This window comes from Nostoc sp. CHAB 5715 (genome assembly GCF_020829685.1).
GTDB lineage: Bacteria > Cyanobacteriota > Cyanobacteriia > Cyanobacteriales > Nostocaceae > Nostoc.
Map to the genome: position 1 here is coordinate 1 of NZ_JAIVFR010000064.1, position 13,491 is coordinate 13,491.

Consider the following 13,491-nt stretch of genomic DNA (forward strand, 5'->3'; position numbering starts at 1 on the left):
CCAGCAATCATTAAAGATACTAAGAGCGAAAGCCTCTTGCCGCCAAATGACACCCCTAAGCACCCAAATGACTATTTGGAATCTAGTGAAGCACTGCTGCGAAGTCTGACAGAAGAACAACCAGAAACCAAGAAACCAAAAAATTCTAGCGAGAGTCTGCTATCACCTTTGGGTATCGGCTCGATGTTGTTGCTATTGGTAGCAAGTCTTATCTTGGGTTATGTAGTGTTCAATCCTAAAAGCTTGCCAGAATGGAATTTAGGCAAGTTGTTTAACGGTAACTCGTCTGCTGCACCAGAAAATACTCAGGAAGTCGGAAGTAGTGTCCAACCTCAGATCGAGCCACCAAGCACATCTATACCCAAGTATCCCAATCTAGCTGCCCAAGAGTTTCCTGAAGTGAGAGACCCCAATGATGTAGTTGGCTTAAAACCCAAAGCCCAACCAACCCTCGCAGCAGTGCCTAATCCAGTCGTTCCCCAAAACCCCGCAAATCCGATCGCTTTAGCACCAATACCGACAGTACAGCCCTTGCCTCCCCTGAATTTGCCTCCCACTTCAACGGCAAAAACCTCACCAAAACCTGATGCAGAAATCAAACCAGCAACAGATGGGTTCTATCATGTAGTGATAGATAATAAAGACGCGGCTTTTGCCTCAGCACAGCAAGTAATTCCCGATGCTTATTTATCACCCAACAAAGAATTGGTTTATTTAGGTGCTTTTAAGACTAAAGAGCAAGTACAACAACATCTGAAATTGTTACAGGCAAAGGGAATCAAGGCACGGGTTCAGCAGCCATAAGTTGCAAAAATCTACGATACCATGAGATAACAGTCTTGAGTTATGAGTGCTGAGTCCTGGATGAGGAGTGCTACGCCACTTGAGGCGACTGCTGTTCTGGGTAGCTTTTACAAAGTACATCAGTACCTAGTAGTTTTTCACTCAGCACTGGCTCAACCATAGCTATCGGCTAACAGCACTAAGTTAATTGGGATGTGGCATCCACAATATGCGGTGATAACTAATTATCAAAACTCATTACTCAGGACTGAATTTCGTGAATAGAGAGCCGACATGGAATTAATCAAGCGTATCCTGCGGGTGATTCGGGCTAATCTCAATAGTTTGATCGGTGGTGCAGAAGATCCAGAAAAGATTTTGGAGCAAACTGTCCTAGAGATGCAGGAAAATCTGGTGCGGTTACGGCAGGGTGTAGCACAAGCGATCGCTACCCAAAAACGCACCGAACGGCAGGCCGCCGCCGCCCAGTCTCAAACAGAAGAATGGTATCGCCGCGCCCAATTGGCCCTGCAACAAGGCAGCGAACCTCTAGCACGGGAAGCTTTGACTAAGCGCCAAGCCTATAAAGAAACCGCTACAGCCCTCTTTTCCCAGATAGAGCAGCAAAACGAGATAGTCGCTAGGCTAAAAAAGGATATGCGATCGCTAGAGTTAAAAATTTCTGAGGCGAAAACAAAAAAAGATATGTATATTGCTCGCGCCCGTTCTGCCGAAGCGTCTTATCGTCTCCAGGAAATGCTCGGTGGAGTTTCTACCACCAGCAGTCTGAGTGCTTTTGAGCGCATGGAAGAAAAAGTTTCGCAAATAGAAGCTAAATCAGAAGCAATAGCTCAACTCAGTAGCGACGACTTGGAAACACAATTTACTTCCTTGGAATCTACTAATAATGTGGATGCCGAATTGGCAGCGATGAAGGTGCAGGTTTTAAACGGGGCAGAAAACACACAGCACAACAATCTCCCCACCCAGGAGAGCGAGAAGACACAGCCCCCCCAACAGCAGTTACCCAAAACTCAGGATTGAAGTTCTGCTAATTACCCCACTTTGGAGATATCTTAAAAATTAAGAGTTGTTAGAACGTACTGATTTAAACCGGAAAGATTACATTGAAATAGGTAGCTATTAAAAAATAAAAAAGCTAACTGTCCAACAAAAAGCGTAAACCAAACAAGGAAAAACAAAGTTATGGGATTATTCGATCGCATTAAGCGAGTAGTTAGTTCTAACCTCAACGACCTAGTTAACAAAGCCGAAGACCCCGAAAAAATGCTAGAACAAGCCATCCTGGAAATGCAGGAAGACTTGGTGCAGCTGCGTCAGGGAGTAGCCCAGGCGATCGCCTCCCAAAAACGCAGTGAGAAACAGTATAATGATGCCCAAAATGAAATCAATAAGTGGCAACGCAATGCCCAACTGGCGCTGCAAAAAGGTGATGAAAACCTAGCACGACAAGCTCTAGAGCGCAAAAAAACTTACACTGACACCAGCACCGCCCTCAAAGCTAGTTTGGATACCCAAAGCACTCAAGTTGAAACCCTCAAGCGCAACTTAATCCAGCTGGAAAGCAAGATTTCTGAAGCTAAAACCAAGAAAGAAATGCTCAAAGCTCGGATCACCACTGCCAAAGCCCAAGAGCAACTCCAAGGCATGGTGCGTGGGATGAATACCAGCAGTGCAATGGCTGCCTTTGAGCGGATGGAAGAAAAGGTCTTGATGCAAGAATCCCGGGCCCAGGCAGTAGGAGAGTTGGCGGGTGCCGATTTAGAAAGCCAATTTGCCCAATTGGAAGGTAGTAGCGATGTTGATGATGAATTGGCAGCTTTAAAAGCGCAAATGCTACCACCCGCTACTCCAGTAACTCAAGCGCAACTGCCACCGCAACAAGAAACCACTGCTCCTAAATCTAATGAAGTGGTTGATGCCGAGTTGGATTCTCTACGCAAGCAATTGGATCAATTGTAAAATTGTTAGAAAACTTATTTAAGCTAGTCCCACGCCTGTTGGTTGTGGGATTTTACATCATTAGTCAATAGTTAACAGTCAAAATAACTATCAATTATTGACTATAAACTATTGACTACTTTGAGATAAAGTATTGTGTATGCCAACTTTGATCGCCACCTGATGGAGACTGCAATGAGTAAGGCTGTAATCACCATAACTGATGCTGAGTTTGAAACAGAAGTATTAAAAGCTGAACAGCCTGTATTAGTTTACTTTTGGGCTTCCTGGTGTGGGCCTTGTCAATTGATGTCGCCCCTGATTAACTCAGCTGCTACCAAATATAGCGATCGCCTCAAAGTCGTTAAAATGGAAATTGACCCCAACCCACTCACTGTTAAGCAGTATCAAGTGGAAGGTGTACCCGCCCTCAGACTATTTCAAGACCAGGAAGTTTTGATATCCACTGAGGGAGTCATTGGCAAAGATAAATTACTCGAACTCTTAGATACGCACTTAAATAGTAATTAGTCATTAGTCATTAGTCATTGGTCATTGGTCATTGGTTATTGGTCACTTGTACTGAGCTTGTCCTGAGCGTAGCCGTTGGCGCAGCCTCTCGAAGAGAAGGGCGTTGCCGTTGGCGCAGCCTAAGAAGAGAAGTATTGGTCATTGGACAAAGGACAAAGGACAAATGACAAATGACAAATGACAAATGACAAAGGACAAATGACTAAGATGCAATTTGCAAAGCGTTTACAACCCCTGCAATCTAATGTATTTGCTGATATGGACAGAGCCAAGGCGATCGCTTTGGCAGCTGGACGAGAGGTAATTGATTTGTCGTTGGGGTCTTCTGATTTACCAGCCGAGGCACATGTCATCGAGGCGATCGCCCAATCTCTTTGCGATCGCAGTACCCACGGCTATCTGTTGTTTAACGGAACTCTTGGGTTTCGTGAAGCCGCAGCCAACTGGTACGAACAAAAATTTGGTATCAAAGTCGATCCTCAAACTGAGGTACTACCTCTAATTGGTTCTCAAGAAGGCACAGCCCATTTACCCCTAGCAATACTCAATCCCGGAGATTTTGCCCTATTGCTCGATCCGGGTTATCCCTCCCATGCGGGGGGAGTCTACCTAGCCAGTGGTCAAATTTACCCGATGCCACTGCGGGCAGAAAACGATTTTTTACCAGTGTTTGCTGAGATTCCTGCCCCAGTCTTGGCTCAGTCGCGGATGATGGTATTAAGTTATCCTCACAATCCCACTGCTGCGATCGCTCCTTTATCTTTTTTCCAAGAAGCTGTCGCCTTCTGTCAGCAACACAATCTCGTCCTGGTTCACGATTTCCCATACGTAGATTTGGTATTTGGGGAAACTGGGGAGTGGGGAGTGGGGAGTGGGGAGTGGAGGAGTGGAGGAGCAGGGGAAGTTGGGGAAGCTGGGGGAGAAGAACTATTGATTATTGACCAATCCCCAATGCCCACTTGCCCTGAGCGAAGCCGAAGGGATGCCCAATCCCCACTTGCCCTGAGCAAAGCCGAAGGGATGCCCAATGCCCCATCCTTAGCCCCTTCAATTCTGCAAGCTGATCCAGAAAAAAGCGTCTCGATTGAATTTTTCACCCTTTCCAAGTCCTATAATATGGGCGGCTTCCGCATTGGTTACGCCATCGGTAATGCTGAGTTAATTAACGCCTTACGCCAGGTAAAAGCTGCTGTTGATTTTAATCAGTATCGGGGGATTTTGAATGGTGCGATCGCTGCCCTAACTGGCCCTCAAATGGGGGTAAAATCTGCTGTTGCTACCTTCCAGGGACGGCGTGATGCTTTCATCACTGCTTTACACCGCATTGGCTGGAATGTTCCTACTCCCCAGGCCACAATGTATATCTGGGCAAAACTGCCCTCACATTGGAGTCAAAACTCCATCGAATTTTGTACACAGCTAGTCAAACAAACTGGTGTAGCAGCTTCCCCAGGTGCTGGCTTTGGTAAATCAGGAGAAGGATATGTCCGCTTTGCCTTAGTGCATGAGCCACTTTTGTTAGAAACTGCTGTGCAAAGAATTGCCCAGTTCCTTCATTGAATTTCTTCTCAAGTTAAACACCAAAGATTTTTTGCAGCAAAGTCTATAGATAGAACAGGCGCCCTAGAGGCAGTGGCGCACATTTTTGCGTCCCTACGAATGATATCATGTCCGGTTGAACAATTGTCATTGCGAACGAAGTGAAGCAATCTCCAAACCCTTGCGATTGCTTCATTCCACTTCGTTGCATTCGCAATGACATATCACAACTAATTTGCCGGACATGATATGACGGTATTATACTGAATTTAAAATTATCGTATTGTTATCTTTATATTTGATTAATATTATATTTAAGCATATTATTAAGTATTGGAGTGCAGATAAATTTAATTTATTAATATGTTTGACTAGATTACATAAGTAAAATTACTATTGGTTTTACAGTTTAAATGCACTAGCGTTCTCGTTTACGGTAATAATAGTTGGCTTTTACTTAATATAATCAGATAATAGGTAGCAATGACAGCGCAATTATTCAATATAGATCAGCCATTGCGGTCAGACAAAGTTAGACGAATTTTGTTAGTCGAAGACCATTATCTCAATAGGTTATTACTGAGTGACTATCTAATTTACTCTGGGTACGATGTCGAAAGCTTATCAGAAGGCTCTACTTTTTTCTCGACTATAGAGACATTTCAGCCTGATTTAATGTTATTAGACTTGAAATTGCCGGATATTGACGGTTATTCGCTCTTAAAACAAGTCCAGCAAAAACCTGATTTGTCAAAAATACCGATCATTGTGGTTTCAGCTTTTGCTTTTAAAGCCGATCAAGAACTAGCTCTGAGTTTGGGCGCACGCCGCTATTTTGTCAAACCTCTAAAACTCAAGGATCTTCTACTTACGATTGAAGAAGAGTTGACTTGCTGCCACAAATAAACTTTTCTACTAGGCGTGCCTTTATTGAGCTTTTTGGTCTGCAATGAACTCTTCAACTCGCTCACTAATATGTTGCACAGAACTGCCAATTTTTGAAATTTTATGTTGTACTTGCGCTAACAACAAAACTGCTGTTTGCAGATCATTGAGGGTTTCAGCCATAGCTTCCCGGTATTGGGCTTCAAACTCTTGCAGACTCATAGTTCAACTCTTGCCTGAAATTATTGTAATGGCTACATTCCTAATGATATTCGTAAATTTAACTTCCTAAATCCGTTAAATCGCTTAATATTATCAGTTTAAATAAAACGCAAAAATCTTGTTGAAGAATAAATTTTGTCTAATTTTGTCTTATATTTATATAAGCAATACTCAAAAGTTTAATTAGTTTTAATAATAAAAATATAAACTTAGCAAGATGAGGAAAAAAAATAGTTTTTATAAAAAATAATTTTGGAATAGCAAATAACCGTTGATTTTAAAATGCTAATTATAAATTCAAAAAGCCAATTTTTTATTCTGACAACTCCAAAAAGACGCGAAATTGGACTGTGCAAAGCCCGACTACGTTAACGTACCACTGCGCTAATGCGTGTCTACAGGGTTTTGATCACAAACCAACTAATCAAATTTAACAAGATAAACCACTATAGCAGTCCTAAATCATTTGTGAAATATTTTTATGTTGGCTGTCATTAGTCATTAGTCATTTGTCCTTTGTAATCACAAATCACAAAGGACAATTGACTAAGGACGACCATAACAAAAATTTTCACAATCTCATTTAGGATTGCTATATCAGTAGTGTTGTCTACTTTAACAAGGGGATTTTGCCCCAAGTCTTGTTAATTGAGATGGTGCGCCCGCTATCGTCGGAAACCAAGCCACCCTGCAAGAAGCGGCAGAAGCGCCTACAGACTTCTCTGTGTGTAGACTAAAAGCCTAGCTGCTTTACATTTACTTGATAAATACTTTTTTAAATCGGCACAAAAAAATAATTTTTCTTAAAATAGAGAAAGATTACCTAATTTTGGTTGTGACAATATCAACTCAAATATTACCACTGGTTAAAGACCCAGAACGACTGGAAAATCGTCTAGCCGAAATTCCACCGGAACCGGGGGTTTATTTAATGCGGGACAGTAGCGATCGCATTATATATATAGGTAAATCACGTAAGTTGCGATCGCGTGTCCGTTCCTATTTCCGGGATGGCTACAACAAGAGTGAACGTATCGCCACGATGGTGAAGTTGGTGACCGAAATTGAATTCATTGTCACTGATACCGAAGCCGAAGCGCTAGCACTAGAAGCGAATTTGATTAAGCAGCACCAGCCATACTTTAACGTGCTGCTCAAAGATGATAAAAAATATCCCTATCTCTGCATCACTTGGTCAGAAGATTATCCGCGAATTTTTATTACTCGTAAACGTCAATTCGGCAAAGAAAAGGATAAATTTTACGGGCCTTATACTGATGCTGGTTTGTTGCGAGAAATTTTACGCCTGTGCAAGCGCATCTTTCCACAGCGACAACGACCTCAACCACTTTTTAAAGACCGTCCTTGCTTGAATTATAATTTAGGGCGTTGTCCGGGTGTGTGTCAACAAATGATTTCACCAGAAGAATATCGCAAAATTGTGCAAAAAATAGCGATGGTTTTCCAAGGGCGAACTCAGGAACTGATTGAGATTTTGACTCAACAGATGAACGCAGCAGCTGAAAACTTGAATTTTGAGTCAGCAGCGCGGATTCGTGACCAAATTTCTGGGTTAAAGTCGCTGACAGCCAATCAAAAAGTTTCCTTACCAGATGATACAGTTTCGCGGGATGCGATCGCACTGGCAGCCAACGAAGAATACGCCTGCATTCAACTATTCCAGATTCGCGCTGGACAATTGGTAGGACGTTTAGCCTTTGTGGCGGATGCTCATGCAGAACCGGGAGCTATTTTACAACGAGCTTTAGAGGAACATTACCAAACTGCTGACTCAGTGGAAATACCTTTAGAAATTTTGGTACAGCATGATTTACCAGATAGCGAGATATTGGCGGATGTCTTAACTCAACGCAAAGGGAAAAAAGTCACAATTTTGACTCCTTTACGGCAAACTAAGGCAGAATTAATTGAGATGGTAGAGCGAAATGCCCAGTATGAATTGCAAAGAATGCAAAAATTAGGCGATGTCTTCGACGGGCTACGCCAACGCAACGACCAAGCAATGCAAGATTTAGCAGCCATTCTCGATTTACCAGATATACCCCACCGCATCGAAGGTTACGACATTTCCCATATTCAAGGGTCAAATGCAGTAGCTTCGCAAGTCGTGTTTATCGACGGTTTACCCGCCAAACAGCATTATCGCCACTACAAAATTAAAAATCCGACGGTGACGGCGGGACATTCAGATGATTTTGCTAGTCTTGCTGAAGTTATTGGGCGACGGTTCCGTAAGTATGGCGACGATCCACAGTTGTCACGTTTGGGTAATCCAGATTGGCCTGATTTAATCATGATTGATGGTGGTAAAGGTCAATTGTCATCAGTTGTCGCCGTTTTGCAAGAGATGAATTTATTAGAAGACTTGCGAGTTGTGAGTCTGGCGAAGCAGCGAGAAGAGATTTTTTTACCGGGAGAATCTAAACCTTTAACAACTGATTCAGAACAATCAGGGGTGCAGTTGTTGCGGCGGTTGCGGGATGAGGCGCACCGATTTGCAGTGACTTTTCATCGTCAGCAACGCAGTGATAAATTGAAGCGATCGCGTTTAGATGAAATTCCTGGCTTAGGACATCATCGACAAAAGCAGTTACTAGGGCATTTTCGCTCAGTTGATTATATTCGGCAAGCTGCACCCACACAACTTGCTGAGGTTCCAGGAATCGGCCCGCGTTTGGCTCAAGAAATTTACGATTATTTTCATCCTTCTTGATATGGGTGAAAAGCATGTAAAAGGGACTGGGGATTGGGGATTGGGTTATCAAACGAAAAATTATGGGTTGACACAAGTATTTGAATAAGAATTCAGGAGTGAGAATTCAGGAGTCAGAATAGTTAAAGAGTCTTGATCGTACTGGATTCGTTTTAAATTCTGACTTCTGACTTGTGAGTGCTGAATTCTTACGTATTTGAAGTTTTCAATTCCAAGGTAGCAGTATTACTCGTAGGGCTATTTCATTCTCATCTAGCCCGCCTCAGAATGAATTCTGAGGCTAATAGCAAAAGTCCACGCTTAGTGGACTAAGAAAGGCTTTTAGTCCACTAAGCGTGGACTTGGACTATAAGAGAGGAACTTCAGTTCTGGGCGGTTTATGTCTAGAACGAAATAGCCCTGGTATTACTCGGCATCTATACTGTAGTATCGATCTCAAAAGTTATCGAATTCTTCTGTGCTTCCTTAAAAAGCCAAAACATTAGATAGATGCCAAAATATTGCTGTTTTTCTTTTTCGTCAAAAGTCACAAATTTTTCAGCCTGTTGATATCGCTCTAACGCTTGCCGAAAGTTCTTTTTTGTAACTTTCTCTCCTAATGCTTGAGATAGCAATTGCCATAACGTAGACCCTACATCCTTCTTTATATAATCGAGGCAGTAGCCGCGATCGTTGGCAAACTGTTCGTATGTTTGATTTTCAGAAGATGCTTTTAACAAATCACTTTGTAAATCAGTCAAATGTCTGCCAGATGATTTCGATACCACTTTATCGGCAATAGTTAATAACTCTTGGATGTTCATAGGTCAAACTAATCTGATGAATTTTATGTAGATGCTTAATTATCGTAAATTAAAGGGTTTAAGACCCTTTCTCCCAAAGGGAGCCACTGCGTTGCGGGGGTTCTCACGGCAGTTCCTTCTCCTGTCAAAGACGCTGTGCGAACAAGTCGAGCATTGCCCGCCCAACGGACTGCCTCGTTGTTGTAGCAAGTAACGTGAGAGGCTACGACAAGGCGCACTAGAATTTTGAATTGTTAATAGTTGATATAGCAATCTGATTTGATTTATCAACTTACTTGTGAAGACAGGGAATACGAGAGAAGAGAGGTAGAGGAGTAGGACGTTTTTTCAAAAGCCAAATAGTAGTCATCTAAAATTTATGAACTTGAGATGATTTGAAAGATTTTTGATCTAAGTATTTGTAATGATACAAGGTATGAACTAACTTATAAGCAAGTTTATTTGATCTTTAAAAAAATTGCTTTTATTGAATAACTTTTCAAAGAGTTTATTTAAGCTTCATTTTCTCTTCAAAATTTTATTATCATTGCTTTAATATTTCTACTTGTTTTCTTTTTATTTAAAACTAACTTTATCTTTAATTTATGAATATTAATATTTGCCAAATTCCCACTTAACCCCACAAAAACCCCCTCGCGTTTTTTCTTGATCGTTGAGAATATTAATTCGTGATGAATAACGAACAGCAAAAGTTCATAAACTTCAACACTTTAAAAAGTAAATCAAGTGGCGGATACTACTTGTTTTCATGAGGTAAAGCACTCAATTAGTAAACCAAGTAGGCGCGTAAAAATTTGTCGTTGGGATAAGGCAGGAAGCAAGAGGTAGGAGGTAGGAGGCAAGAAGAAAGACAATTTTTATTTAATTTATCTTTCTTAGTTTAGTTTTATTCTGCCAAGTTACTTAATCCATGACTCTTAACACCCTTCCTTTGCAATATCTAAAAAACTTCAAATGTTTAAAAAAGCTCTACGACTATTTACTAACCATTCCTTATTATGTCTACTGGGAGTAGTTAGCATAAATCTCGAATCCCAAGCACAGTCTGTCACTAACTCTGTCAATTCTCAATCTCAGCCTAATCAAGAGCAGACTCTTGATAATCAACAACGGAACTCTGCTGCAATTAATCAAACAGGAGTTTACAACCTTGGTGAATCGGCTACTTATAAGATTCAAGGAGTAGCTGGAATAAATGTTGTGTGTCCGCGGCCATCTTTAATATTAGGGACTTCTTTGAGTTCCTATGACGGGATTAGTTTATCTAACAATGCCTCTTATGCTATGAATGCTTCTATAGTTTTCCCTTTGGGTGGAAGCTTAGAGAGTACTTGCAAACAAATGGCTGAAACTATTTCTCGTAAGACTCAATATGATGTAGAGATTATCAATGCTCGTGCCTGTGCTGAATTAATCAGTGCTGGTATCCAACTAAACCCCGACAGCTTTCCTACTATTTCTGCTGTCTGTAAAGGGGTTGCTATAAACAGAACTAATACAAATGAACCTAACAAACTTCCGAGGTTCCAGTCTCAAGAATTACCTAAAAATGAGGCTGAAAAAGACAACTAATTCACAACGAGGATAAACTCATGAAAAAAGTTCTTGGTTTGGCTATTCTTGCTACCTTCTTAGCTACCCCTGCTTTTGCTGGTGAAACATTTGTGCGTAACGAAGATTCATGGAGTGACAGCGTAACAAAGACCGATTTAACACTTGATTCTAAGACTTTTTCCCAACGTAACGAAAAATACAGTTCTTGGGCTGAAAAGGATTACGTCGATGGTGCTATTGATATCAGCACACCTGCTAGTGGTACAGAAATTTCCTTTGATAAATTTATCAATAATACAGCAGGTAGTGAGCTATATGGTAAATATAGTGAAACTAATTGGACTAAGCTTGGTGGTACTATTAACACTACAACTAACGCATATACTAATGGTCACGAAACCAGCGCAGGTGTTCGTTAGTTCTTAATAGTGCTTGATGCAATTTGAAAAGATTCTAGGGTGTTTAATCCACCCTAGTACTTCTTTTAGTTCCTTTGGGAAGATTAGTTTCTCTGACAAAGGCAACTAATTTATAATGAAAACAAAGTAATGAAAAAAGTTCTCGGTTTAGCTATTCTTGCTAGTTTGTTTGCTAGCCCTGCTAAAGCAGGTGAAACTTTTGTTTTGAACCAGTGGACAATTCAGCAAAGCAGAACAAAGACTAATTTAAATATCGATAATGTAACCAATTCAACTCGCACTCAAGATTACAACTCTTCGTCTAATAATATTTTCATTGATGGCAAGGTTGAAACCGAGTACAACAATGGTAAAGTCGGAAAAGTTTTTAAAGATTTTACTGTTCAGAATGCTGGTGCTGAACTAAATGGTAGTTTTCATGAAGAGACTACAACTAGAGTCTGGGGTACGATCAATACTATTACGAATTCATACACTAGCACCCACGAAAGCAGCGCAGGGATTCGTTAGTTATTACCCTACCTTGATATTATTGGAGAAAATTGTAGGGTGGTTATTCCACTCTTTTTTTATGAAATATTCAATATTCTTAGCTGTTGCTTTATTGGTATGGATTGCGTTTATCTATTCTCCTAGAGTTTTTTCTATTACTCAGATGCCTACCTTCTTTATCAATATGTGCAAAGTATTTAATCAAAATACTAATGAGACTATACAGATTAAACAGATAAATTTGTCATCTAAAATCAGGGAAAATTTATATAACTCTATATCTACAGGCATGTCTTATGATGAAGTTCGTTCTATTCTTGGCTGGGATGGTATCTTGATTTATGAAAACAATATCGATTCCGCTGATGGACAAATACATGAAAAGATTTACCAGTGGAACAATCAAGATGTTTATTTGACTGATTACGAATCTCAAAGAGAAGATATCAATCCATACTGGAGTGTCACACTTAGATTTCAAAACGATATCCTCATCAATAAAGCATCCTTTAACTTACAAAATTAGAGGGGTGATCGCTAATCCAACTGTATAAACACTTAGCGATCGCTGATTGATAGTACTCAACAACGGTTCACCATACTTATAAACACCCTCTAACTCGTTGCTAAAAATCTTCTTGCACAGTCAAAACCCGATCGACAATTTTATCATACCTAGCAATCCTGGAAGAACCTCTTAATCTCATAAACCTTATCAGCAAATATTAACTAAATCTTAAGATAGATATTTTGTGACTAAATATACAGTATTTTTCTGTGTTTAATTTTTGAATACAAGAACAGCTTTTTTTCTATTTGTCTAAAATGACTATAAATAAGTCTCTCTCAAGGCATTCGCCATAGGGATCAGTAAATCTCTAAGCAGTATTTAATTAAAAAACAATTTATGTATCTAAAGTAGGAGGGTAAAATCACTGAAATTTGAGGATAATATACAAAGATATCGTAAATATTTCAAATCTGAAATTTTGTTTAAAATAATCAGCCAATATTAAGACAGTTTGTTAAGTTGGGTAAAATCAAAATTTTTGCTAGTTTCACTGGCAGTTTTCTCAAATAAAAAATAGTTACAATCAGGGATTTTAAAATGCAGACAGTACAAAAAATTTACTGCCCAAATTGCGGCTGCCAAGCAGAACGCTATTACATTTCTGATAGTCAATTAACTCGAACACAATGCTCTAGTTGTGACTATTTGATGATTAGTTGCACTCGCACTGGCAATGTGATTGAGGCTTACGCCCCAGGTATTTATGCACAACGCTAGTAAGTAATTAAAAATTAAAAATTAGAGAAAACATTCTCTAATTTTTAATAATAAAGTTACTTGTCAACAATTTTGAACATTTCACAGGTTGTTATTCTGTTGTCGGAGTTGTTGCTGTCGTATCTGTTCTTGTAATCTCAATTGTTGCTGTTGTCTAATTTCTTTCAAATCTAATCTAGCTGAAGGCGCAAAAATACACCTACTCATTATTTAGCGGCCTCTGCTTGTTGCATCTGGGCTTGGGCACGTCGGATATCTTCTTCAAGTTCAGCAAATACC

13 protein-coding genes and 1 pseudogene are annotated in these 13,491 nt (G+C 40.2%); 12 read left to right on the forward strand and 2 right to left on the reverse strand.

Annotated elements, in window-relative coordinates; all coding sequences use genetic code 11:
- The 6 genes and pseudogenes from LC574_RS05650 to LC574_RS05675 all read left to right on the forward strand — a co-directional run.
- Positions 1-804 (forward strand): annotated as a pseudogene (locus LC574_RS05650) (hypothetical protein); the annotation flags it as partial.
- 273 nt (positions 805-1,077) lie between these two features.
- A complete protein-coding gene (locus tag LC574_RS05655) occupies positions 1,078-1,827 on the forward strand; it encodes a PspA/IM30 family protein (RefSeq protein WP_229451905.1) in 750 nt (249 codons plus the stop codon).
- A gap of 162 nt (positions 1,828-1,989) precedes the next feature.
- A complete protein-coding gene (locus LC574_RS05660) occupies positions 1,990-2,766 on the forward strand; it encodes a PspA/IM30 family protein (RefSeq protein WP_229451907.1) in 777 nt (258 codons plus the stop codon).
- A gap of 174 nt (positions 2,767-2,940) precedes the next feature.
- Complete coding sequence (locus tag LC574_RS05665; protein WP_229451923.1) at positions 2,941-3,276, forward strand: co-chaperone YbbN; 336 nt, start codon at positions 2,941-2,943, stop codon at positions 3,274-3,276.
- Between the two features lie 198 nt (positions 3,277-3,474).
- Complete coding sequence (locus tag LC574_RS05670) at positions 3,475-4,836, forward strand: LL-diaminopimelate aminotransferase (protein ID WP_229451924.1); 1,362 nt, start codon at positions 3,475-3,477, stop codon at positions 4,834-4,836.
- A 462-nt stretch (positions 4,837-5,298) separates the two neighbouring features.
- A complete protein-coding gene (locus LC574_RS05675; protein ID WP_229451909.1) occupies positions 5,299-5,721 on the forward strand; it encodes a response regulator in 423 nt (140 codons plus the stop codon).
- 21 nt (positions 5,722-5,742) lie between these two features.
- Here the strand turns inward: LC574_RS05675 and LC574_RS05680 are convergent, their stop codons facing one another.
- Positions 5,743-5,922, reverse strand: coding sequence for a hypothetical protein (locus LC574_RS05680; RefSeq protein ID WP_229451911.1), 180 nt, complete (start codon positions 5,920-5,922; stop codon positions 5,743-5,745).
- An 835-nt stretch (positions 5,923-6,757) separates the two neighbouring features.
- On the opposite strand from LC574_RS05680, the gene uvrC reads away from it, so the two are divergent.
- Positions 6,758-8,656, forward strand: a complete 1,899-nt coding sequence (uvrC, locus tag LC574_RS05685; RefSeq protein ID WP_229451912.1) for an excinuclease ABC subunit UvrC — start codon at positions 6,758-6,760, stop codon at positions 8,654-8,656.
- Positions 8,657-9,072: 416 nt separating this feature from the next.
- On the opposite strand, the gene LC574_RS05690 is transcribed toward uvrC, so the two are convergent.
- The gene (locus LC574_RS05690; protein WP_229451913.1) at positions 9,073-9,459 is read right to left on the reverse strand and encodes a hypothetical protein; all 387 of its coding nucleotides are present in this window, start codon (positions 9,457-9,459) and stop codon (positions 9,073-9,075) included.
- 954 nt (positions 9,460-10,413) lie between these two features.
- On the opposite strand from LC574_RS05690, the gene LC574_RS05695 reads away from it, so the two are divergent.
- From LC574_RS05695 to LC574_RS05715, 5 genes are all read left to right on the forward strand, one after another.
- A complete protein-coding gene (locus tag LC574_RS05695; protein WP_229451914.1) occupies positions 10,414-11,031 on the forward strand; it encodes a hypothetical protein in 618 nt (205 codons plus the stop codon).
- A 20-nt stretch (positions 11,032-11,051) separates the two neighbouring features.
- Entirely contained in the window at positions 11,052-11,432 is a 381-nt protein-coding gene (locus tag LC574_RS05700) for a hypothetical protein (protein ID WP_229451916.1), read from the forward strand.
- Positions 11,433-11,561: 129 nt separating this feature from the next.
- A complete protein-coding gene (locus LC574_RS05705; protein WP_229451917.1) occupies positions 11,562-11,942 on the forward strand; it encodes a hypothetical protein in 381 nt (126 codons plus the stop codon).
- 61 nt (positions 11,943-12,003) lie between these two features.
- Positions 12,004-12,450 (forward strand): hypothetical protein, encoded by a 447-nt coding sequence (locus tag LC574_RS05710; RefSeq protein WP_229451919.1) that lies wholly within the window; start codon positions 12,004-12,006, stop codon positions 12,448-12,450.
- A gap of 582 nt (positions 12,451-13,032) precedes the next feature.
- On the forward strand, positions 13,033-13,212 hold the full coding sequence (locus LC574_RS05715; RefSeq protein ID WP_229451921.1) for a replication restart DNA helicase PriA: 180 nt from the start codon (positions 13,033-13,035) through the stop codon (positions 13,210-13,212).
- Positions 13,213-13,491: the final 279 nt, after the last annotated feature.

Bases quoted from the DNA above. Each gene is read 5' to 3' on its own strand.
- LC574_RS05700 (WP_229451916.1), top strand. From the start codon at position 11,052: ATGAAAAAAGTTCTTGGTTTGGCTATTCTTGCTACCTTCTTAGCTACC.
- LC574_RS05665 (WP_229451923.1), top strand. From the start codon at position 2,941: ATGAGTAAGGCTGTAATCACCATAACTGATGCTGAGTTTGAAACAGAA.
- LC574_RS05655 (WP_229451905.1), top strand. From the start codon at position 1,078: ATGGAATTAATCAAGCGTATCCTGCGGGTGATTCGGGCTAATCTCAAT.
- LC574_RS05705 (WP_229451917.1), top strand. From the start codon at position 11,562: ATGAAAAAAGTTCTCGGTTTAGCTATTCTTGCTAGTTTGTTTGCTAGC.
- LC574_RS05670 (WP_229451924.1), top strand. From the start codon at position 3,475: ATGACTAAGATGCAATTTGCAAAGCGTTTACAACCCCTGCAATCTAAT.
- LC574_RS05710 (WP_229451919.1), top strand. From the start codon at position 12,004: ATGAAATATTCAATATTCTTAGCTGTTGCTTTATTGGTATGGATTGCG.
- LC574_RS05660 (WP_229451907.1), top strand. From the start codon at position 1,990: ATGGGATTATTCGATCGCATTAAGCGAGTAGTTAGTTCTAACCTCAAC.
- LC574_RS05675 (WP_229451909.1), top strand. From the start codon at position 5,299: ATGACAGCGCAATTATTCAATATAGATCAGCCATTGCGGTCAGACAAA.
- LC574_RS05695 (WP_229451914.1), top strand. From the start codon at position 10,414: ATGTTTAAAAAAGCTCTACGACTATTTACTAACCATTCCTTATTATGT.
- LC574_RS05715 (WP_229451921.1), top strand. From the start codon at position 13,033: ATGCAGACAGTACAAAAAATTTACTGCCCAAATTGCGGCTGCCAAGCA.
- LC574_RS05690 (WP_229451913.1), bottom strand. From the start codon at position 9,459: ATGAACATCCAAGAGTTATTAACTATTGCCGATAAAGTGGTATCGAAA.
- LC574_RS05680 (WP_229451911.1), bottom strand. From the start codon at position 5,922: ATGAGTCTGCAAGAGTTTGAAGCCCAATACCGGGAAGCTATGGCTGAA.